The following is a 22,832-nucleotide window of genomic DNA, read 5'->3' as shown; positions in this document are numbered from 1 at the left end:
CGACCCGGACAGGGACCCCGGCCGCTCGGCCGGGACGAGACCCCGGGCCCGATTCAGGCGCCCGGTCCGGGCAGGCCGCTGATCGGGGCGGGCTCGCGGCCGACCCATGCGGCGCTCTCGGGGCGGGCGAGGACCCACTCGGCGATCTCGTCCTTGCGCGCCCACCACACGTCGTCCCGTTCGCGCAGCCTCGCGAGCACCCGGTCCAGCACCCGGACCCGGGACGCGCGGCCGGAGACCCGGTCGTGCAGGGCGATGACCATCATGCGGCGCCTTCGCGCCCCCTCCTCGTGGAGCTGCTCGAACTCGTCGAGCAGGTGCCGCTCGTAGGCGGCCGGGTCGAAGCCGGGGAAGCCGAAGCCGACGAGGTCGTTCAGGTGCACCGTGTCCGGCACGGTGGCGAACGGCTTCCCGCCCACGGTCTGCAGGAACGGCTCGTCGGCGGAGAGATCGTCGATGTGGTACCGGAACCCCAGCTCCTGGAGGATGTCGAGGGTGCTGACGCCGGGCCGCATGCAGGGGCTCGCGTAGCCGGTGGGGCGGGTGCCGGTGGCCTGCTGGATGGCCTGGACGGTCTCCGCGATCCACGCCGTCTCCTGCGGGCGGGCCATGTGGTACTGGCGCTGCCACCTCAGCCCGTGCGCGCCGGCCTCGTGCCCGCGGCGCACGATCTCGTGGGCCACGTCCGGGTGGCGCCGGACCGCCTCGCCGACCAGGTAGGCGCTCACCCTGACGTCGTGCTTGTCGAAGAGGTCGAGGAGGCGGGGCACGCCCTCCCGGGCGCCGTACTCGTAGAAACTGTTCTGCCCGAGGTCCGGGAAGCCCGGCAGGACCGGCTCGGCGAGCGGGCCGGGAGCGCCGCTGATGGGCTGGCCGCCCGCCGCGAACCGCAGGGAGATCGTGACGGCCAGCCGGGCACCGTCCGGCCAGAAGGCGTTCGGCGTGGTCATGGGGTGGGTGCCACTTCCATGCGGTCCCTCCGGGACGGGATGTTCGGGCGCTTTGCCCCGCATTCTCCCAGAATTCCCGCCGTGGGGCTCGGCGGGACCGGCGGGGCCCGGTCTGCGGTGCAGGCAGGGCCCGGCGTGCGGTGCCGGTGGCGGCCCCCCGAAGGCCGGACGGTGCTCGGCGGCGACCAGGCGAGGTGCCCGCCGGTCCGGGCGCGGGGGGCGGGGCTAAGGTGGGGCGATGCGCGTCGTCGTCATAGGTGGCACCGGCCACATCGGGACCTATCTCGTTCCGCTCCTGGTCTCCCGCGGGCACGAGGTGATCGTGCTCAGCCGCGGGCAGCGGCGGCCCTATCCGCACCCGTCCGGCGGCGAATGGCGGCACGTCCGGACGGTCGAGGCCGACCGGTCGGCGGAGGAGGCCGCCGGGGACTTCGGCGAGCGGATCGCGCGGCTCGGCGCGGACGTCGTCATCGACCTGATCTGCTTCACCGAGGAGAGCGCGGAGCAGCTCGCCGACGCCCTGGCAGGGCGGGTCGGGCACCTGCTGCACTGCGGCACCATCTGGGTGCACGGCCCGAGTGCGGCCGTCCCCACCACGGAGGACTCACCGCGCCGGCCCCTGGGCGTGTACGGCATCAACAAGGCCGCCATCGAGAGGCGGCTGCTCGCGCGGGCGCGGGGCGAGGGGCTGCCCGTGACGGTGATCCACCCCGGACACATCACCGGCCCCGGGTGGGCACCCATCAACCCCGCGGGCCACCTCGACACCGGTGTCTTCCAGGACCTCGCCGACGGCAGGCGGGTGGTGCTGCCCAACCTGGGCATGGAGACGCTCCAGCATGTGCACGCCGCCGACGTGGCGGGGGTGTTCCTGGCGGCCGTCACCAACCGGTCCGTGGCCGTCGGCGAGAGCTTCCACGCCGTGGCGGCCGGGGCGGTCACCCTGCGCGGGTACGCGGAGGCGGCGGCGGGGTGGTTCGGGCGGGAGGCCGAGCTGGGCTTCCTGCCACTGGACGAGTGGGCGCGCACGGTGCCGGCGGAGCAGGCGGCGACGACCCGTACGCACCTGGAGTACAGCCCGCACTGTTCCATGGAGAAGGCGGCGCGCCTTCTCGGCTTCCGGCCGCGGTACTCGGTTCTGGAGGCGACGGCGGAGGCGGTCCGTGCGCTGGTGGCCGACGGCCACATCACACCCCCACCCACCGAACCGTAGGCCACACCCCGGCCCACCCCCGGGCCTTCGGCCCCGGGTCCTGAGCTCCGCGTGCTCCGGTCCGCCTCGTCCCGGCGGAGTGGTGAGCAACCACACTCGGTGTGCTCGGCGGTGCCGGGCCGGTCGTGGGCGGGGTGGGTTCGACACCGCCGCTCCGGTCCGTCGGGGGTTCTCGCCGCCGCGGTGGGAGGGGTGCTGGAGGCGGTCATGTCCGGGTGTCGTGCGGGGTGGTCACACCCCGGTGTCGCGGGTCGGGTGTGCCGTTCACGTTTCGGCCCCCGGCCCGTCGCGGCGGTGGGTAGGTGTGACCGGCATAATCGGTGGGGGCGGGCGGCCCGCGGGGGGCGTGGCCCCGCGCGTGGGGGGTGTGAACGCCGCACAACGGGGCGCGGGCGCCGCGGTGAGGCATCCGGTTAGGGAACGATGCCGTTCCGGTGCGCTTGCCTTTGGCCCAGGGCAGAACCTACTCTTCACCGTACGAGACGGTAACGTTCCCTAAGTTCACAGAGGGGCGGGAGGGGCCCCTCCCGCCGGAGCCCCGTACGGCAGGACGCCGAGCCGGGTGGTGCCGGGCCGAGGACCGCCGGGGGAGACGGCGGAGACCGAGCTCACGGCACACCGGGTCAACGGCCGCCGGAGGCGTCCGGCAGACTCTTCCCCGGCGCACCGGCCGCCCGGCCCCCGACCGCAGTCACCGGTCACCCGGCCGATGACCGGCGGCACCGGCCGCCGGGCCACCGCCCACGGCGCGACGGGCTCCGCACCGGCACAACAGCACGAGCACCGCACTGGAGGCTCCCAGTCATGTCATCATCCACCGTCCAGGTGCGCGCCGAAGCCGCCGCACCGGCCGCCGAGGCCGCACCAGGCGGGACGGCAGCCGAGGCCCCACCGGGCGGAGTGGCCGAGGAGCACCCGTCAGGCCGCTGGTGGGCCCTGGCCGTGATCGGCCTCGCCCAGCTCATGGTGGTGCTGGACGCCACCATCGTGAACATCGCGCTGCCCTCCGCCCAGCGCGCCCTCGACTTCGACAACAACGGCCGCCAGTGGGTCATCACCGCCTACTCGCTGGCCTTCGGCAGCCTGCTGCTGCTCGGCGGGCGGCTCGCCGACCTGCTGGGCCGCCGGCGCACCTTCATCATCGGCCTGGTCGGCTTCGCCGCCGCCTCCGCGATAGGCGGGGCGGCGAACGGCTTCACCATGCTGGTCGTCGCCCGCGCACTCCAGGGCATGTTCGGCGCGATCCTCGCGCCGTCCGCGCTCTCCCTGCTGACCACCACGTTCACCGACCCCAAGGAGCGCTCCAAGGCGTTCGGTGTGTTCGGTGCCATCGCCGGTTCCGGCGGTGCGATCGGCCTGCTGCTCGGCGGTGTGCTCACCGAGCACCTCAACTGGCGCTGGACCCTCTACGTCAACGACGGCATAGCCGTCTTCGCCGTCATCGGCGCACTCGTCTTCGTCCGCAGCGCCATGCCCGCCGAGCGGCCCAAGCTCGACCTGCTCGGCACCCTGCTCGCGGCCGCCGGCCTCTTCGGCGTCGTCTACGGCTTCTCCAACGCCGAGACGCACGACTGGAGCAACTGGATGTGCTGGGCCTTCCTGGCCGCCGGCGCCGTGCTCCTCCTGCTCTTCGTGGTGTGGCAGAGCCGTGCCGAGCACCCCCTGCTGCCGCTGCGGGTGCTCGCCGACCGCAACCGCGCGGGCTCGTACATGAGCGTCTTCATCGCCGGTACCGGCATGTTCGGCGTCTTCCTGTTCCTGACGTACTACCTCCAGCTCAACCTGCACTACACGCCCGTGAAGACCGGCCTCGCCTTCCTGCCGATGGTCGGCACGCTGATGGTCACCGCCCAGCTCTCGGTGAACCTGCTGGTCCCGCGGCTCGGCCCCAAGCCGGTGGTGCCGTTCGGCATGGCCGCGGCGGGCGCCGCCCTCATCCTGTTCACCAAGCTCGACCTGAACAGCACCTACCCCGCGCACGTCCTGCCGCCGCTGATCATCATGGGCTTCGGCCTCGGCCTGGTGATGCCCACCGCGATGAGCCTCGCCACGCTCGGTGTCGCCCGCCGCGACCAGGGTGTGGCCTCGGCGATGGTGAACACCATGCAGCAGGTCGGCGGCTCCATAGGCACCGCGCTCTTCAACACCATCGCGGCCACGGCCGCCACCGACTACGCCCGGAGCCACGCCGGGTTGCGCAACCTCCCGGTCCTCGCGTCGCTGCACAGCTACTCCACCGCCTACTGGTGGGCCGCCGGGTTCTTCGCCGCCGGACTGCTGGTCTCCCTGATCGTCTACCGCGCGGGCCGGCCGATGGCCGCGCACGCCCACGCGGCGCCGGCCGAGGAGCCCGCCCCGGCACCCGCACCGGAGCGCGCCCCCGAGCCGCTGCCCACCCGGCCGCGGCCCCAGCACGCCAAGCCCGCGATCCCGACGCAGGCGGGTGCCGCCGGCCCGGCCCCCGCGGCCCCGGCGACCGCCACCGCGCTCGCCGGGCAGGCCGCGGCCGCCGGCGGTCAGGGCGCCCAGGTGCACGGCTATGTGCTCAACCCGGCCGGGCACCCGGTGCCCGGCGCCGCCGTCACCCTGATCGACCCGGCGGGCACCCAGCTCGCCCGCACCCAGGCCGCGGCGGACGGCGGATACACCCTGGCCTCCCCGGCCCAGGGCTCGTACGTCCTGATCGCCTCGGCCCCGGGGCACCAGCCGCACGTCGCCACCGTCGCGGTCGGCCCCGCGCCCACCGCCTTCGACCTGAGCCTGGCCGCCTCCGGGGGCCTGACCGGCACGGTGCACTCCGAGTGGACGCCGATCGGGGGTGCGCTGGTGGTGGCCACCGACGCCCGCGGCGACGTCGCCGGAACGGTCCGCTGCGACGAGTCCGGCGCGTACCGGCTCACCGACCTCACGCCCGGGCTCTACACCCTGGCCGTCAGCGCGGACGGGTACCAGCCGACGGCGCTCACCGTCGACCTGCAGAACGCGTCCCAGGGCAAGCAGGACATCGAGCTGCGGCCCGCGGCGCTCATCAGCGGGACCGTGCGGAACGCGCAGGGCGCGCCGTTGAACGACATCCGGGTCACCCTGCTCGACCCCGCCGGGAACGTGCTGGCGCACCGGACGACCGGGGAGGACGGGGCGTACGCCTTCACCGATCTGCCGGACGGGTACTACACCGTGGTCGCCGGGGGGTATCCGCCGCGGTCCACGGGGTTCACGTTGGGGCGGGACGGCAGTGAGGGCTTCGACATCGAGCTGAGCCACGAGGACTGAGCCTCCCGGTACCCCGGCCCCGGCGGCCGCCCACAGTGGGCGGCCGCCGGGGCCGCCGTCGTCTGCGGGTCCGTCGTGGCCGCTCGCGCAGTTCCCCGCGCCCCTTTTTCGGCGCCTTTGGCGCGTTGGGGGGTGGCTCTTGGGGTTGTGGGTGTCTGCGGGTTCGTCGTGGCTGGTTGCGCAGTTCCCCGCGCCCCTTTTTCGGCGCCTTTGGCGCGTTGGGGGGTGGCTCTTGGGGTTGTGGGTGTCTGCGGGTTCGTCGTGGCCGCTCGCGCAGTTCCCCGCGCCCCTTTTTCGGCGCCTTTGGCGCGTTGGGGGGTGCCCCTTCGGGTTGTGGGTGTCCGTGGGTCTGCTGGGGTTACTCGTGCGGTTCCCGGCACCCCCTTCAGGTGACCGTGTGGACGTACGACGACCTCAGCCCGGAAAGGGGCGCGGGGAACTGCGCGACCAGCACCAACGAGCCCGCGCTGTGGCCACGGCCTCAGGGCCCCCGATGCGCCGAAGGCGCTCACAAGGGGCGCGGGGAACTGCGCGACCAGCCACGACGGACCCGCGCTGGCTCCACGGCGCCAGGGGGCACCCCCGAAAATGCGCCGAAGGCGCAAGAAAGGGGGCGCGGGGAACTGCGCGGAACTGCGCGGAACGGGGGCACGGTGGGGCGTGCCGGGGGCCGTTCAGGGGACCGCGGGGGCCGCCGGCAGGCGGTAGTGGGCGCAGGACGCCGGGACGTGGACCCCGGCGAGACGGAGCTGGGTGACGCGGGCGTGAAAGGCGGCGCCCCGCAGAAGGTGTCCGGCAACCACCGCCCCCCGCCGCGCCTCCGGCAGAGCAACCGCACTGCCCGCCGTCCACGCGTTGAACGCCCCCATGGCCGGCCCGCACCACACCTGCCAGTCGGCCCGCCGCTCCGCGACCCCCTCGGCGGCCCAGCGCGAGGCCATCCCCAGATACGAGCGGAAGACCATCGCCATCCGGTACTTGGGATCGGACTCGGCGCGCCGCAGCCACCGCGGATGGTGCGCGGCGAGATAGCCCGCGGTGTCCCGCCACGCCTCGTCGACACCCCGCCGCAGAATGCGCCCCTCCAGCTGGCGGCGCTCCTCGGCCGGCAGGTCCGCCAGGCCCGCGTGGTCCCGGTACAGCCGGTGCAGCCGCGCGGCGTGCGCGGCGAACATGGTGCCGCGGGCGAGCACCTGCACCTGGACGCCCTGCTCGAACATGTCCGCGGCCGGCGCCATGGTGCAGTCGGCCGGGCCCGCGGCCGCCAGCAGCCGCTTGACGCCGGGTGAGGTGCCGGCCTCCACGGTCGCCTGGTTGACGGACCCGGTCACCACGTACGCGGCGCCCAGCGCCAGCGCCGCCACCACCGACTCCGGGGTGCCGATGCCGCCCGCGGCACCGATCCGCACCGGCGCCGGCCGCGGGTGCTCGCGCGCCACCCGGTCCCGCAGCCGGACCAGCGTCGGCAGCATCACCGTCAGGGAACGGCGGTCGGTGTGGCCGCCGGAGTCCGCCTCGAAGGTGATGTCGTCCGCCATGGGCACCGCGCGGGCCAGCTCCGCCTGCTCCGCGCCGACCAGGCCGCGCGCCACCAGGTCCGCCACCAGCGCGGCCGGCGCGGGCCGCAGGAACAGCTCGGCGACCTCCGGCCGGGACACCTTGGCGACGATCCGGTGCTCGGCCCGCACCCCGCCCGGCGCACCCGGATCGCGCCGCAGACCGGCCACCCGGTACCGCACCAGGTCCGGCGTGAGCTGCACGAACGCCGAGGCCTCCAGGCAGCGCACCGCATGCCGCAGGCACGCGTCCACGCACATCCGCTCCATGGCCGGATCCAGCGGGTTGTGGATGAGGTTGCAGGCGTAGGCGTGGCCCGCCTCGCCCAGGGTGCGCGCGAGGCGCCCCAGGGCCGCGTCGAGACGTGCCTCCGGCAGCCCGGCCGCGCCGAACGACGCGAGGTGCCCGGCCCGGGCCAGCGCCTCGACGAAGTCCTCGCCGGAGATGCCGGCCGCCATCGACCCGGTCATATGGGAGTGCCGCACCCCGTGGTGGCGCCGGAAATCCGCCGCGCCGAGGCGCTCCGGGGGCTGCGGGGCGGCCACCGCCAGCGTGGTGATGCCGCTGCCCGGCGCGGGTGGCTCGGGCAGCGCACCCAGCCGGCCGCCGTGGCTGACGATCCAGCAGGGGCGTTCGAGATCGGCCAGGACCGCGTACACCCCGTCCGCGTCGTGCCGCACCACCCCGCTCACCACGCGCCACCCTCCCGCGCCGGCCCCGGCCCCGGCCCCGGTGCCTGTGCTTGTGCCGGTGTCAGCGTCTGTGTTTGTGCCGGTGCCGGTGCCGGTGCCGGTGCCGGTGTCCGTGCCTGTCCCTGGGCCTGGGCCTGTGTGCCGGCGTGCGCGGCGGCGGAGTCCGCGGCCTCCCGTGCCGGGGTGGCCACGTCCGCCGGGTGGAAGTCCGCAGCGATGTTCTCCACCTCGTAGATGCGCGTCCCGTCGCGCCACACGCTGCCGTCGGCGCACACCAGGACGCGGTCCCCGGCGCGGCGCACCAGTCGGATGTGCACCTCGCCGCGGATCCGCCGGTGCTCACGGAGGATCTGCCCGCGGTAGTTCCAGCGCAGTTCCTCGCCCAGGGCGAGGAACATCCGCGGCTCGTGCAGGTGGTCGAGCAGGCCGGTGTGCAGCGCGAAGGCGTGCACGGCCTGGTACAGCATCTGCACGCTCACGGAGCCGGGCAGCACCGGGTCGTACGGGAAGTGCTGCTCGAAGAACCAGTCGTCGGGCCGCACGGGCTTGTCGCACAGCGCGTACCCCGCGCCGTGCACGCCGCCGCCGGGCACCAGCCACACCTCGTCCAGCAGCGCGAGCCGGCCGCGGCCCAGCCGCGCGTCGTCCGCCAGGCGCAGCCGGCGGGCGCCGGCCGGGTCCGGGGCGCGGACGTCGAGCCAGGGCCGGCGCGGCGCGGCGCCGTCCAGGCCCTGCTGCCCCGCCAGCAGCCGCGGGGTGAGGAAGCCGTGCACGGCCTCGGCGGTGCAGAACTCCCGTCCCGCCGTGTGCAGCGCTATCCCGTACCGGTGCATGATGCCGTCCGGCAGCGGGGAGTGGGCGCGCAGTGTGATGCGCTGCTCGACCGTCGCGGACCGCAGTCCGACGTCCGCCAGCAGCCGGATCCGGCCGGTCAGGTTGCGGCAGCTCAGGCTCTGGTCCGGGAACTCACCGGACACCCCGAGCGCCCCGCTGAACCCGCCCGCCGGCTGGAGCGCCGTCTCCATGAGGGCCAGCTGCGGCAGCGTCCCGTTGTTCTCGCGTACGAACCACGGGTCCTCGGGCACGTCGTACTCCCACGTGCCCTCGGCACCCGGCCGGTACCCGGCGCCTCCCGGGCGCCGGGTCATGCGGTCCGTCATACGCAGGTCGCCGCGCGGCAGCCGGGGCCGCACCCGGGCGGTCACCCGGGGCAGCCCGGGGATGCGCACGGTGCCGTGGTCGCCCTCGGCCATGAAGGCGACCTGCAACTCGTCGAGCGCGACCCGGCGGCCCGCCGGACCGGTGCGCGGGCTGCTGCCGGCCCGTTCCATCAGGCTGACACCCGGGCCCGGTCGCAGGGTGACGCCCAGGTCCCACAGCCGTGCCAGCGGCCGGCCGTCCGCGGTGACCTCGCAGTCGGCGGTCGCGTACGGCAGGGGCAGCATGCCGGTGCCGGAGACGTGCAGTTCCAGGCGGAGCACGGCACCGGGTGGGGCCGGGGGGCCGAGCGTCTCGATCAGGACCGGACGCCCGGCGGACGGGACCGCCCGCGCACCCGGCACACACAGGTGGAGCCCCTGCCGGAACGCGTGCACCCGCAACGCCTCCAGCGCCGCGGCCACCAGGTGCGCCCAGGCCGCCGCGGCGGGGGCGGGGGCCGGGTCGGCGGGGGGTGGTCCGGGCGGCCGGGCGGGCGTCGTGGGCCTCGTGGGCAGTCGGGTGGTGGCCAGCAGTCGGCCCTGGGCGTGGGCGCCGTCGCGGGGGCCGGTGACGGTGAGGTCGTCCAGCAGGCGCCCGGGCCAGGGGGCGGGCAGCGCGTCCGGAGGCCCCCCGCTCTGGTCGAACGCCGTCCCGAACACCGCCGCGAATCCTCCCCCGGCCAGCGTGTCCAGCTCCGCGGCGGCCAGCCGGGTCACCCGGGTACGGGCCAGCGGCCGGGGGTCGGGCGGGTGCGGGAGCACCGGGCGGGGCGGCCAGGTGCGCGCCTCACCGTCCGCCCGGACGGCCTCCGCCAGGGGCCCCGCCCCGTCCAGCACCCGCCAGCCCCCGTCCGTCGCGGCCACCCGCGGGTCGGTGGGGTGCTGGGGTGCGGGGCGCAGCCAGGTGAGGGTGACGGCGGCGGGGCTCGCCTCCGGCCCGGCGGTGTGCAGGGCGGCGGCCAGGGCACGGAGGGCTTTCGCGGTGCCCGGGGGTGTCTCCGCGGCCCTTGAGGCGGTGGGGGAGGGGGGATGTGGGGGCACGGGGGCCTCGGTCGGCGGCTGGTCCCGGGTGGCCGGCTCTGTCTTGGCGGGTGGCCGGTCCGCGGTGGGTGGTTGTGCTTCGGTGGCCGGCTCTGTCTTGGTGGGTGGCTGGTTCCCGGTGGGTGGCGGTGCCTCGGCGGGTGGCGGTGCCTCGGCGCGTGGCCGTGAACGGGCGCGTGGTGGGTCGGTGGGCTCGTCGGCCGGCCCGGCGGTCCCGGCCGGTGTGGTGGGTGCGGTGGGTGCGGCGGTCGCCGTGGTGGCGGGGGCCTGAGCGCGGACGGTGGCGTGGCCGGCCGCGGTGGGCGGAGTGGCCGGGGCGGGCCCCGGCGGAGGTGCCGTTGCCGTCCCGGTCACCCGGGCGAGCTGCCATGCCGTGACGGCTCCGTGGGCGTCGAGCACCGCGGCGTGCGCCCGCTGCACCTGGGCGGCGATACGGACGGCGGGGGAGAGACGCGCCGTCGCGTCCGGTGCGGGGACGTCCGGCGCCGGTTCCGCGGGCGCCTCGGGCGCCGCGGGCGCTTCGGGCGCTTCGGGCGCCGGGGCCGGTGGGGCCGGCGCCGTGGCCGCCTCGGGGAGAGGGACGCCGTCGAAGGTCAGCTCGTCCATCAGGCACCCCCGCCCCGGCCGCCGACGAAGTCGGTGACGTGCTCGTCGGGATGGTCGATCCACAGGGTGCGCAGGCCCTCCCACCGCTGGAGGACGCGCCCTTCGGGCGTGCACGCGGTGAGGGTGAGCGTGGAGAACATCGACGCCGAGGTGGACAGGTCCGCCACGTCGGCGACGACGGCGAAGGGCGCGTCGTCCGGCAGCGGCGCGTAGAACGTGACCCGCTCCACCGACACCGGCAGCGGCTTGGCGTCCTCGTCGGTCAGGTCGAGGAGCGCCAGCAGGCCGGTCTGCAGGAGCAGGTCGGCGAGGGCCGGGCTGTGCAGCCGCCCCGCGTACGCGCCCCGCGCCAGGTCGGTGTCGGGCATCCGGGCGCTCACCACCAGGTGGCCGGGCTCCTTCGCCAGGACGTCCCGGAGGCCCGTCAGCGTCGGCCCGTGGAACAGCCTGCCGTCGGTGTAGCCGGGATGCGGCTCGGGGCCGCAGTGGTACGGGGGCAGGTCGACGGACGGGGCCGGCTCCAGCTCGTCGGAGAGCAGGAAGCCACCCTCGTAGTGCGCGGCGCCGCTCGGTCCCGCGTCCTGGATGCGCACCCGGGTGAGCCGGTCCGCCAGCTCCGGCTGCGGGTCGCGGGTGAGCCGGACCCGGAACCGCTCGGGGTGCCCCGGCGAGAGCGGCAGGCCGCGGGTGATGCGGAAGTCGCGGCACTCGCTCACCGGGCGGCTGTCGCCGTGGGCGCGTTCGACGGTGTGCAGGGCCCAGCCGACGGCGGCGGTCATGGGCAGCAACGGGGCGCCGCCGATGCGGTGGTCGCGCAGCAGCGGCGCCTCGCCCAGGCCTTTGAGTACGCGGTACGCGGTGAGCCCGGCCTCGGGCAGCCGGTCGCAGCGCCGGAACAGGTCGGCGGTCGGACCGACGACGACCACCCCGCCGCCGGCACCCTTCTCCGTACGGCTTCCGTGGTCCGTGCGGCTTCCGTGGTCCGTGCGGCTTCCGTGGTCCGTGCGGCTTCCGTGGTCCGTGCGGCTTCCGTGGTCCGTGCGGCTTCCGTGGTCCGTGCGGCTCCCGTGGTCCGTGGGGCTTCCGCCGCCGGTGCCGCTTCCGTCGTCCGTGCCGCTTCCGTCGTCCGTACCCGAGTCCTCCCCCGTACCGCCCGCCCCCGTCGCCGTCGCGCCCAGCTCCGCGAGGAAGTAGCGGCAGCCCTCCTCGCGGGAGAGCACGGGGAGGCCGGCGTCGGTGAAGACCTTCTGCACGGCGGAGGCCATGCCGCCCTCCCAGGGGCCCCAGGCGATGGGCACCACACGGCAGCCGGGGTGGGCTGCCTGGAAGGCGCAGCCGAACATGTTCATGGCCTGGTTGGCCAGGGCGTAGTCGGCCTGCCGTACGTTGCCGGAGGTGGCCGAGACCGACGAGAACAGGACGAGGTGCCGCAGCCTGCCGGGGTCCAGCGGGGCGAGCACGTTCCGCAGGCCGGTCAGCTTGGTGTCGACGACGGAGGCGACGGTCTCGGCGGTGGCCTCCGACAGCGGCCGGTCCCGCAGGATGCCCGCGCCGTGCAGCACGCCGGTGACCCGGTCCGCGTACGGGGCGAGGGCGGCGGCCACCGCGTCGGCGTCGCGCACGTCCGCGGCCGCGTACACCGCCTCCACGCCCTTGGCCCGCAGCGCCTCGACCTGGCCGCGGACGTCGCGTTGTTGCAGCAGCCGGGTGCGGTCCCGCGCGATGCGGTCCGCCACCGCTCCCGCCGCCGGGTCCTCGCCCTCCTCGCGGGCCCGCCTCTCCAGGGCGGCCGTCAGCTCCTCGCCGGTGGTCAGGCCCGCGGCCCAGTCCGGCTCGGGCTCCAGCGGGGTGCGGCCCAGCAGCACATAGCCGCACCGGTGGTCCCGGGCGAGGGCGTCGACGCACCAGGCGGTGATGCCCCGGGCCCCGCCGGTCACCAGCAGCAGGTCCTGCTCGGACGGCGGCACGGCGGCGGGGGCCGCGGGGGCCTCGGCCGGGGGCGCCGGCGCCAGCCGGGGGGTGCGCCGGCCGCGGGAGTCGATGCCGACCTCGCGGACGTCGGTGGCCACGTCCGCCAGCTCTGCGGTGAACGCCTCGGCGACCGCGGCGGCGGGCAGCGCGGGGGCGAAGTCCAGGGCGCGGCAGAACAGCGTCGTCGCCTCCCATGCCACCGTCTTGACCAGCGCCCCGAGGCCACCCGCCAGGGCCGCGGCGGTGTCGCCGCCGGAGCCCGCGTGGCCGAGCGCGCCGTCGAGCCGGGTGACCGCCACCAGACCGGCCCGGGTGCCGGTGGCGGCCGCCGCCTCCAGCGCGGGCCGTACCTGCTTGGCGACGAGGACGGCGTGCCGCAGCCGCCGCACGAGCGTGTCCACGTCGCCGTCGGTGCCCCGGCTGACGGGCAGCACACACAGGTCGAGCCGCTCGGTCGCGGCCAGGATCCCGGCCAGCGCCGCCTCGAACGCGCCCTCGCTCCAGTCGGCCAGCCGCACGGTGGACTCGGCGGGCGGCGGGGGCACGGTGGGTTCCGTGGAGTCGGTGGGCTCGGCGGACACGGCGGACCCTCCGGATACGGCAGGCCCGGTGGGTTCGGCGGCCTCCGGGGCTTCGGAGGGTCCGTGCTCCGCGGTGGCTTCCGGGCCGGGGTCCGGTGCGGCGGTGTGCTCCGCGCCCGGTGCGAGGGCGGGCGCGGTGTCCGGTACGGCGGCGTGGTCCGCCGCGGGCTCGGGGCCCGGCTCGTCTGTGCTGGTGCTGGTGCTGGTGCTGGTGCTGGTGCCGGTGCCGGTGCCGGTGGCGGTGCCGCTGTCGGCTGCCGCTGCGGGCGCGGGGCCTGGCTCCGGCGCGGGCGCGGGCACGAGCGCCGTGGCCGGGGCCGTCTCGGGACCGCCGTACGCGGCGCCGGGCAGGCGGAGGCGGGTGACGCGCCATTCGGCGTCGGCGAGCGCGCGCGCCACGGTGCCGGCGAGGTCGCCGCCGTCGTCCAGGAGCAGCGCGTGCGGCTGGTCGGCGAAGGCGTCGGAGCAGACGTCGGGGGCGGGGAGGTCCGCCAGCGTGACGAAGGTGCGTCCCGTGCCGGAGTGCCGGGCCGGACTGCGCAGCTGGGGCTGGGGGTTGAGGAGGATGTCCTGGGCCAGCTCGGTGAGCTGGCGGACGGTCTTGGCCTCGCTGAAGCGGTAGAGCTCGCTCCGGCTGATCACCGGGTAGCGGCGCCACATCTCGGCCGCGATCTCCACCTGCTTCAGGGAGTCGATGCCCAGCTCCTCCTGGATGTGCATGTCCGGCTCGATCATGTCCAGGTCGTAGCCGGTCTTCTCGGCGATCACGGTGCGGAACTCCCGTTCCAGCTCCTCGGGGTCGAGGTCCGCGATGTCCGGCGCGACGGGCTGTGCGGTCTCGGTGTTCTGCCGCGCCGCCCACAGCTCCGCGAGCGCGGAGACGTTCCCGCCCATGGGGTCCGCCGCCTGGTCGCCGGCGCCGGGATCCGCGGCGGGCGGGCTCTCCAGGCCGGCCGGGTCGCCACCGCCGGGAGCGGCCGCGCCGGGCGGGGTGCCGTCGGCCGGTGCGCCGTCGGCCGTAAGCCCGTGGGACTCCTCCCCGCCCGCCCGGGACACCTCATCGCCCGCCACGGCGCCGTCCACGCCCGGAAGATACGCCACCGTGCCGTCCCCCACCGTGCCGTCCGCGCCCGGCCCGGCCCCCACCGTGCCGTCCCGCACCGCCCCCACCGTGCCGTCCCGCACCGCCCCGCCCGCGGCCGCGCCCTCCGCCGGGGGGCGCAGCAGGTCGCGGACCGCCTCGCCGGCCCGGGCGTGGGCCTTGCCCAGGGCCACGCTGTGCTCGGTGACCGAGCGAACCGCCGCGAGCAGGGCCGGGTCGAGTTCCCGGCCGCCCGCGGCGCCGTCGCGCAACAGCTCGGTGAGCCGGTCCGCGGTGCGCACCTGGCCGTCCAGGTAACGGGTGTGCGCCGCCAGGTGCTCGGCGGCGGCACGGGAGAGCGGGTCGTCCTCCCCGGGCGGGGCCGGGGCGCCTCGCCCCGCCGGGACCGGGTCGCCCTGCCCGGCCGGGATGCGGCCGTCCGCCGCCCCCGCCGCACCCGTGGCCTCCGCCGCCGCGACCCCGGCAGCCCCGGCAGCCCCCGCACCCGCCTGCGGCGCCGCGCCGTCCCCCGCCTCCGCGCCGTCCCCCGCCGCCGTGGCCGCTTCCGCCGCCGAGGCCGCTTCCGCCGCCGTGGCCGTTTCCGCGGCCTGCGCCGCTTCAGCCGCCTCCGCCGTCAGCCGAGCCATCAGCTCCTCGTAGGCGGGCCGCCGCCGCTCCACCGCGAACAGCGGGCCTTCGAGGCGGCGGGCCACCGCGGACGGGGCGGGCCGCTCGGGGCGGGGCGGCGCCGCGTACCGGTCGAGACCGGTCAGCGGCAGCCCCAGCACCAACAGCCGCACCGCGGCCTGCATCAGCGAGGCACAGCCGTCCGTCCCCGGGCCGCCGTCGCAGGCGAACGCCTCCACGGCACCGTCACCCAGGGTGCGCTGCACGAGGGACGTCAGGGTGCGCCGGGGGCCGAACTCGACGAACACCCGCACCCCGTCCGCGTACATCTCCTCCAGCCGGGCCGCGAAGTCCACCGGGCGGCTGAGCTGGGCCACCAGGGTCGCGCGGTTCGCCGCCGGGTCCGTGCCGTACACCGCGCCGGAGGTGCCCGCGTACACCCGCACCCCGGGTGTGCCGAAGGCGGTGGCCTCGCACGCGGTGGCGAACGCCGCCGTGGCGTGCGCGACATGCGGCGTGTGGAAGGCGGCGGCGACCGGCAGCCGGACCGCGTGCAGTCCGCGCGCGGCACACCACTGGAGGAACCGCGTCACCGTGGGCGTCGGGCCGCCGAGGGCGTGCTCGTCCGGGGCGTTGTGGTTGCACACCGTCAGGCCGGGGTGGGAGCGCAGGGCCTCGTCCAGCGCGTCGCGCCGGATCCGCACGGCGGCCATCGCGCCGGGGTCGGCGTCCTGCCCGGGCGGCTGCTCCATGGCACGACCGCGGGCGCGCGCGAGGGACGTGAACGCGGTGTCGTCCAGGACGCCCGCGGCCCACAGCGCGGTCAGCTCGCCGAAGCTGTGGCCGAGGACGCCGTCGGGTGCGAAGCCCAGCTCCCGCAGCCAGGTGTACTGGCCCATGGCGAGCGCGCCGATCGCCGGCTGAGCGTACGAGGTGCGCCGCAGCCGCTCCCCGTGCGCCTGCGCGTCCCCGGTGCCGGGCGGCGGGAAGACCGCGCGGGCCAGGCCGTCGGCGGCCGGGAAGCCCGCGCCCGCGGCCTCGAAGGCGTCCCGCACCGGGGGCAGGGCCAGGGCCGCGTGCAGCCCCATCTCGGCGTACTGGCTGCCCTGCCCGGCGAACAGCGCCCCCACCCGGACACCGTCCGGCAGCGCACGGCGCCGGTAGTGGACACCGCGCGGGTGACTCCAGCCGTCCGCCGGGGCCGCGTCCCCGGCACCCCGCGTGTCCCCGGCGTCCCCCGAGCTCTCCGCACCGGTCACCGTGTCACGCAGCCGCTGTACCGCGAGGGCCACCAGCTCGGCGTACTGCCGCGCGCCCTTCGCCACCAGGCCGAGGCGCGCGTGTCCGGCGGGGGCCGGGGTGGTGTCCGGCGGGTCGCCGCGCTCCAGGCGCTGGAGCAGCAGCGCCGGGTCGGGGGCGTGCCACAGGCAGGGGCGGGGCGTCTCGTGCAGGGCGTGCCGCCGCCCGGCGGCGGAGCCGGAGGCGGGGCGGGCGCCGGACTCGGGGCGGCTGCCGGGCTCGGGGCGGCTACCGGGCTCGGAACGGCTGCTGGACGCAGGGCGGGTGCCGGTCTCCTGACCGCGGCCGGACTCAGGATGGGTGCCGGGCTCGGGGCGGGTGCCGGGCTCAGGATGGGTGCCGGGCTCGGGGCGGGTGCCGGGGTGCTCCTCCAGGACGGCGTGGTAGTTGACCCCGCCGAAGCCGAACGCCGAGACCCCGGCCCTGCGCACCGGGCGGGTGGCCTCGCGCAGCCACGGCCGGGCCGCGGTGTTCACGTAGAGCGCGCTGTCGGCGGCGGCGGTCTGGGCGCGCGGCTCGGTGACGTTGATGGTCGGGGGCAGCACCTGGTGGTGCAGGGCCAGCGCGGCCTTGATCAGCCCGGCCGCGCCGGCCGCCGCCTTGGTGTGGCCGACCTGGGACTTCACACTGCCGACGGCCGCGTAATGGTGGTCGTCCGGCACCGCCAGCAGGGCGTTCAGCGCGGTCAGCTCGACCTCGTCGCCGGCCGGGGTACCGGTGCCGTGCGCCTCGATCAGGGCGACGGACGACGGGGCGCAGTCCGCGTCCGCGTAGGCGCGCCGCAGCGCGCGGAGCTGGCCCTCGCCGCTCGGCGCGTAGATGCTCTTCGCGTTGCCGTCGCTCGAACTGCCCAGGCCGCGCAGCACCGCGTAGATCCGGTCGCCGTCCCGCTCGGCGTCCGCGAGGCGCTTGAGCGCCAGCATGCCTATGCCCTCGCCGACCAGCGTGCCGTCCGCCGCCGCGTCGAAGGGCCGCACCCGGCCGCTCAGCGACAGGGCGGGCGTCTTGCTGAAGCACATGAAGGAGATGATCGAGTTGTCGGCGTCGCAGCCGCCGGTGAGCATCACGTCGGCGCGCCTGCCGAGGAGTTCGTCGACGGCGGCGCGCACCGCGGCGAGCGAGCTGGCGCAGGCCGCGTCCACCGTGTGGTTGGCCGCTCCCAGGTTCAGCTTGTTGGCGATCCGGCCGGAGACGACGTTGCCGAGGATGCCCGGGAAGGAGTCCTCGGTCCACGGCGGCAGCGCCGCGAGCCGGGACCGCACGATCCGCTCCACCGTCTCCTCGGGCAGACCGAAGGCCAGCAGGGTCTGCTTCAGCTCGGGCACCAGCAGGCGGGCGGCGAGCGGCGCCAGGGTGCTGTTGGTGCCGCACACCCCGAGGATCACACCGGTGCGGGACGGGTCGTGCCACCGCTGCCTGGCGCCCGCCGCGTCGTGCAGCGTCTCCTTGGCCACCACCAGGCTCAGCAGCTGCACCAGGCCGGTGGAGTCGACCATCTTCGGCGGCATCGCGAACTCGCGCGGGTCGAAGATCTCGGGCGTGAGGAAGCCGCCGCGCCTGCAGTAGGTGCGGTCCTCGGCGAAGGGGTCCGGGTCGTAGTGGTGCTCCGTGTTCCACCAGCTCTCCGGCACGACGTCCGAGCAGTCCCGGCCCGAGACGATGTTGTCCCAGAACTCCCGGACGTCCGACGCCTTCGGGAACCGGGCCGCCAGGCCCACGATCGCCACGGGATCGCGGGCCAGCCGGCGGTCGGTGCCCGTGGTGTCCGCAGTGCTCGTGGCACCAGCGGCACCCGTCGCGCCCTTGACGGCCTCGTCGTCCGACATGTGCGTGTGCACCCGCCCCTCGTTGGCTGTGGAGTTCGGCTGTGCCGAGCACGAACGCGGCGGCCCGCGGGCGCCGCCGGGGCGCCCGCGCACGGCGCCCTCCGCGGCGCTCCAGGGCGCACGGGCCCGGGCCGCCGTCCACATCAATGCGCGGGCCGTCCGGAGGGCAAACGACGGCAAACCGTTTCACCGGAGCGCGCACACGGCGCACGGAAGTCACCCGTTCGGCCCCTTGCACGCGCGCGCCCTGTACCGCGCGTCCACCCCGCCGCCGCACTCCCGTGCGCCTGCCGCCCGCGCTTACCGGGCCGGCGGGCGGGTGCCAGGCTTGCCGGGACCCGGGCGGCCCCAGGGGTGCGCTGCGGGCCGCCCTCGTCGCGTCGGGGCTCGTCGCTTCGGACCCGGCCCCCGGTACTGCTCAGGGAGCGCCCCATGACAGGTCCCGGCACCGTCCTGGACGCCTACGGGCCCGGCAACGTCCTCTTCCGCGTGCTGGAGCCGATGGGCTGGGGCGACCTGCTCAACCTCGGTTACTGGACCCCGGGCACCCTGCCGGTCCTGGCGGCCGGCGGGCTCGCGCCGTTCCAGCGGCGGCTGGTGGCCCGCTCCACCGGGCTGCTCGGGCTGACGCCCGGCGACCGCGTCCTGGACGCCGCCTGCGGCCGCGGACACAGCAGCAGCCTCATGGCCCGGCGGGGCTGCCGGGTGACGGGGGTGGACCTGCTGGACGCCCATGTGGCGCAGGCGGAACGACGCTTCGGCAGGCAGCCCGGCGTCCGGTTCACCACGGGAGACCTCACGGCGCTGCGGCGCCGCCCGCCGGCGGGCGGCGGCGGACGGGTCCGCGGGGCCGATGCCCGCATGGACGGCGCGTTCGTGGAAGGTGCGGTCGCGGATGGTGCGGTCGCGGATGGTGCGTTCGTGGAAGGTGCCGTCGCGGATGGTGCGGTCGCGGACGGTGCGTTCGTGGAAGGTGCCGTCGCGGAGGGCGCGTTCGTGGAAGGTGCGGTCGCGGACGGTGTTTTCGCGGACGGTGCCTTCACCAAGGTGCACTGCCTCGAAGCGGCCTTCCACCTGGGCGCGGACGGCCGCCGTGCCTTCCTGGAGGACGCCTACCGGCTGCTGGCGCCCGGCGGGCGGCTGGTGCTGGTGGACTTCGTCTGGCGGGCCGGCGACCCGGTGGCCGGCATCGCCGCCGCGGACCCCGGGCGGCTGGTCCGCGACACCTGGCGTTTCGAGACGTTCGAGCCGCTCGCCCGCTACCGGCGCCACGCCCTGGACATCGGGTTCCGCGTCGGCCGCACCCTGGACTGGACCCGGCAGGTCACCGGCCGCTTCCTGCGCCTTGCCCAGCTCTGCGCGCGGCTGAGCGGCAGCGGGGCGGGCCGGCGCCTGCTGTGCCGTCGGTGGCCCGCGCTGTCCGCCCTTACCGGCCACGACTGGCTCCGCTTCGCCGCCGTCGTCCATGCGCACACGGCCGTCCAGCGGGCGAGCGGTTACGCGGCGCTGGTCCTGGACCGCCCCGGCCCGGCGCCCCGGTAGGCGGGGCTGCGCCCCGGCCCGCCCCACGGGCGCGGGGCCGCGACATCGTGCGGCTCCGTCGCGTGGGCGCGACCCGCCCGAGGAGGGGGTCGGGTCGTCACCGTCCCGATGGGGCTGTTCCTGCCGTGGCCGGACCACCGGCGGGTGGGTGGTCGCTCGCGCCCACGTGGCGAAGCCGCGTATCGATGCAGCCCCGCGCCCCTTTTCGGGGCGCAGCCGCGCCTGAAAGGGGCGCGGGGAACTGCGCGACAAGCCACGACGGGACAGTCGGGTCGTCACCGTCCCGATGGGGCTGTTCCTGCCGTGGCCGGACCACCGGCGGGTGGGCGGTCGCTCGCGCCCACGCGGCGGAGCCTCCCCCACTGCCTCAAGGGCGTGGAGGTGCCCCCAGGGCACAGCCCCGCGCCCCCCCGGGGGTACCAGGGTCGGCCCCCGAGCGTCAGGCCGCGCCCCTGTCCACGGCCTCCCCTGCCGCCCGGTCCTCCGTGCCTCCACGGGGCCGGGGCGGGGCGGGGTGTGGCGCGGCGCGGCGCGCCCGTCCGTTCCGGCGTATGACGCAATATGGGAAAACCGAACAAACCGGAAGATCCCACAGCGGCCCGAGGAGGGTGACGAGGACATGGCGGAGGTGCACCACCGCTTCGCGACCGTGCAGGGACGGCAGCTCTTCTACCGGGAGGCCGGGCCGCGCGACGCACCCGCCGTGGTGCTGCTGCACGGCTTTCCGACCAGCTCGTACATGTTCCGCCACCTGATCCCGCTGCTGGCCGACCGGCTCCACCTCATCGCCCCCGACCACCTGGGCTTCGGCTTCTCCGACGCGCCGTCGGCCGACGACTTCGACTACACCTTCGACGCGCTCACCGAGCACACCGCCGGCCTGCTCGACCAGCTCGGGCTGGCCGGCTACGCGCTCTACGTGCAGGACTACGGCGCCCCGATCGGCTGGCGGCTCGCCCTGTCGCGGCCGGACGCCGTCACCGCCGTGGTGACCCAGAGCGGCAACGCCTACGAGGAGGGCTTCGTCCCCGACTTCTGGCAGCCCATCGTCGCCTACCAGCAGGACCCCAGCCCGGAGAACGCGGCGGCCCTCGCCCCGGCGCTGGGCCTCGACATGATCAGGTGGCAGTACGTCACCGGCGTCCCCGATGTGACGCTGGTCGATCCCGACACCTGGCACCACGACCACCGGATGGTCTCCCGTCCCGGCAACGACGCCGTCCAGCTCAAGCTGCTGAGGGACTACGCCACCAACCTGCCCCTCTACCCGCGCGTCCAGGAGTACCTGCGCGAGCGGCGCCCGCCGGTGCTGGCCGTCTGGGGCAGGAACGACCCGATCTTCGGCCCGGACGGCGCCCGTGCGTTCCGCCGCGACCAGCCCGACGCCGAGGTGCACCTCCTGGACGGCGGCCACTTCCTCCTGGAGTCCGCCCTCGACGAGACCGCCGCACTGATCCGGGACTTCCTCGGCAGACACCTCAAGGCGTAGCCGCGGCCGGGCCCGTCCCCACCGCGGAGGGTGGGCGGTGGGAACGGGCCCGGGGTGCGAGGGCCGGACGGCGCCGGGGTGTCCGGCGCGGCGTCAGGGCGCGCGGGTCCTCGGGGGGATGGACTTCGTCAGGACACGCGCGAGGTCAGGAGACGTGCGGGCGGGAGCCCGGCTCCTGGCGCGGCATCCGCTGGGTGGCCGGCGGGACCGTCGGCTTCGGGAGCTGGCTCACCTCGTACTGGGCGAGGTTGTACTGCCCGGTGGTGTCGGGCAGCACCGGTGCCTTCTTCGCGCTGCCGAACCGGAACGCGGACGTCAGGTCGCCCACGGTCCTGCGCCGCCACTCGCTGATGTTGGGCTCGCGCACACCGGTGACCGCCTCCAGGAAGCGGAGCTGGGAGGTGTGGTCGGCCGTCTCCGAGCTGACCCAGCCGCCCACGGTCCACGGCGAGACGATGATGCACGGCACCCGGAATCCCAGGCCGACCGGGAGCCCCGCGCCGTCGACGCCGGTGGGCGACTTCCTGGTGACGAACTCGTCCGCCGTGCCCGCCTTCGGGGTGGGCGGCACGACATGGTCGAAGAGGCCGTCGTTCTCGTCGTAGGACAGGATGAAGACGGTCTTGCGCCACACCTCGGGGTTGGCCGCGATGGCGTCCACGATGCTCGACACGAAGCCGGCGCCGGCGGCCGGCAGGTTGGCCGGATGCTCGTCCTGGCCCCCGGGCGGGAAGATCCAGCTCACCGTGGGCAGCCTGTCGTTCAGCGCGTCGTACTGGAACTGCCCGACCGGCGAGGTGGCGACGGTGCGCTGGTACAGCTCCGAGTCCGGCGACAGCGCCATGTACTGCTTCATGTGGTGGATCTGGTCGACCCCGGTGCCGTCCGGCTGCTGGTGGTAGAACTTGAAGCTCACCCCCGCCTTGAGCAGCCGCTCCGGGTACGTGGTCCAGGAGTAGGTGCCCGTCGGTGCGCCGTTGTCCAGGCAGGGGCCGCCGGCCAGGCCGTTCGGGTCGATGGTGCCGCTCATCCACATGTAGCGGTTCGGGTGCGTGGGGCCGAAGACGCTGCAGTGGTAGTTGTCGAGCAGGGTGAAGTTCTCGGCGAGGGCGAACTGGAACGGGATGTCCTCGCGGGTGTAGTAGCCCATGGTGTAGGGGCCGTTGGTGTTGCCGTCGGCGGCGCGGTGCGCGGGCAGCCAGTTGTCCATCTTGCCGCCGTTCCAGGCGGCGTGCTGCACGTCCCACGCATGGCTGGTGGAGGGGATGGCCTGCGCGGACGTGGTCTTCGTCTCCAGGTGGTACGGGAGCATGTACCCCTGCGGGCCCGTCGGGTCGGGCTGCTTGAAGACCGGGTCGCCGCTCGGCAGCTTCGCCGCCGTGGGGTCGCTGAAGCCGCGCACGCCCGAGAGGGTGCCGAAGTAGTGGTCGAACGAGCGGTTCTCCTGCATCAGCAGGACGACGTGCTCGATGTCGGAGAGCCTGCCGCCCTGTACCGGGCCCGCGGCGACGGCGTTGCGGATGTTGGCGGGCAGTGCGGAGTCCACGGCCGCGAGCCCGGCGACCGTGGCCGCGGAGCCCAGCAGTCTGCGGCGGGTCAGCCTGGTCCTCGGGTTCTGCTCCTGGGGAGTGCTGTTCATGGGAGTCCTTTCAAGTTCGGCCCGATGGCCGACTTGGGGGGCTCGGACACACTCGCCCGCCGAACGGGCGGGTCACGTGGGAGCGGGATGACCGGTTCCGGAAGTTCCTCTGAACGGATGGATGTACCGCACAGGAATCGCCTGCGGTACACCGGGTGTTGGGGCGGACCACATCTCGCGGATCGCGGGCCGCGGAGGGGGTGAGGCCGCGGATCGTGGGGCTGCGGATCGCGGTGCCGCGGTGTG

Annotated in this window: 9 protein-coding genes; 4 read left to right on the top strand and 5 right to left on the bottom strand. The window is 75.7% G+C overall.

What is annotated here, in order from left to right; translation table 11 throughout:
- Positions 1 to 53: 53 nt before the first annotated feature.
- On the bottom strand, positions 54 to 950 hold the full coding sequence (locus tag ACSMXW_RS13165; protein WP_485806369.1) for a polysaccharide deacetylase family protein: 897 nt from the start codon (positions 948 to 950) through the stop codon (positions 54 to 56).
- Between the two features lie 238 nt (positions 951 to 1,188).
- Here ACSMXW_RS13165 and ACSMXW_RS13160 point away from each other — a divergent pair, with 238 nt between their 5' ends.
- The gene (locus ACSMXW_RS13160) at positions 1,189 to 2,163 is read left to right on the top strand and encodes an NAD-dependent epimerase/dehydratase family protein (RefSeq protein WP_485806367.1); all 975 of its coding nucleotides are present in this window, start codon (positions 1,189 to 1,191) and stop codon (positions 2,161 to 2,163) included.
- A gap of 804 nt (positions 2,164 to 2,967) precedes the next feature.
- Positions 2,968 to 5,436, top strand: coding sequence for an MFS transporter (locus ACSMXW_RS13155; RefSeq protein ID WP_485806365.1), 2,469 nt, complete (start codon positions 2,968 to 2,970; stop codon positions 5,434 to 5,436).
- Positions 5,437 to 6,110: 674 nt separating this feature from the next.
- Here ACSMXW_RS13155 and ACSMXW_RS13150 read toward each other — a convergent pair.
- Genes ACSMXW_RS13150 through ACSMXW_RS13140 form a run of 3 tightly spaced genes read right to left on the bottom strand, consistent with a single transcriptional unit; the run spans position 6,111 to position 17,916 of the window.
- The gene (locus ACSMXW_RS13150) at positions 6,111 to 7,685 is read right to left on the bottom strand and encodes a PfaD family polyunsaturated fatty acid/polyketide biosynthesis protein (protein ID WP_485806363.1); all 1,575 of its coding nucleotides are present in this window, start codon (positions 7,683 to 7,685) and stop codon (positions 6,111 to 6,113) included.
- Positions 7,682 to 10,531: a hypothetical protein gene (locus ACSMXW_RS13145; RefSeq protein ID WP_485806361.1), complete on the bottom strand. Its 2,850-nt coding sequence runs from the start codon at positions 10,529 to 10,531 to the stop codon at positions 7,682 to 7,684. Before ACSMXW_RS13145 ends, ACSMXW_RS13150 begins: the two co-directional genes overlap by 4 nt.
- Entirely contained in the window at positions 10,531 to 17,916 is a 7,386-nt protein-coding gene (locus tag ACSMXW_RS13140; RefSeq protein ID WP_485806359.1) for an SDR family NAD(P)-dependent oxidoreductase, read from the bottom strand. Before ACSMXW_RS13140 ends, ACSMXW_RS13145 begins: the two co-directional genes overlap by 1 nt.
- A 432-nt stretch (positions 17,917 to 18,348) precedes the next feature.
- Here ACSMXW_RS13140 and ACSMXW_RS13135 point away from each other — a divergent pair, with 432 nt between their 5' ends.
- Both ACSMXW_RS13135 and ACSMXW_RS13130 read left to right on the top strand, forming a co-directional pair.
- On the top strand, positions 18,349 to 19,458 hold the full coding sequence (locus ACSMXW_RS13135) for a methyltransferase domain-containing protein (RefSeq protein ID WP_485806358.1): 1,110 nt from the start codon (positions 18,349 to 18,351) through the stop codon (positions 19,456 to 19,458).
- A 619-nt stretch (positions 19,459 to 20,077) separates the two neighbouring features.
- Positions 20,078 to 20,947: an alpha/beta fold hydrolase gene (locus ACSMXW_RS13130; protein ID WP_485806356.1), complete on the top strand. Its 870-nt coding sequence runs from the start codon at positions 20,078 to 20,080 to the stop codon at positions 20,945 to 20,947.
- 145 nt (positions 20,948 to 21,092) lie between these two features.
- Here ACSMXW_RS13130 and ACSMXW_RS13125 read toward each other — a convergent pair whose 3' ends face one another.
- Complete coding sequence (locus ACSMXW_RS13125; protein ID WP_485806354.1) at positions 21,093 to 22,586, bottom strand: alkaline phosphatase family protein; 1,494 nt, start codon at positions 22,584 to 22,586, stop codon at positions 21,093 to 21,095.
- Positions 22,587 to 22,832 lie beyond the last annotated feature (246 nt).

The sequence above is a fragment of the Streptomyces sp. DSM 116793 genome, assembly GCF_057320905.1.
The sequence above is the reverse complement of the archived record's forward strand: the minus strand, read 5'-3'. Positions and strand labels throughout refer to the sequence as shown.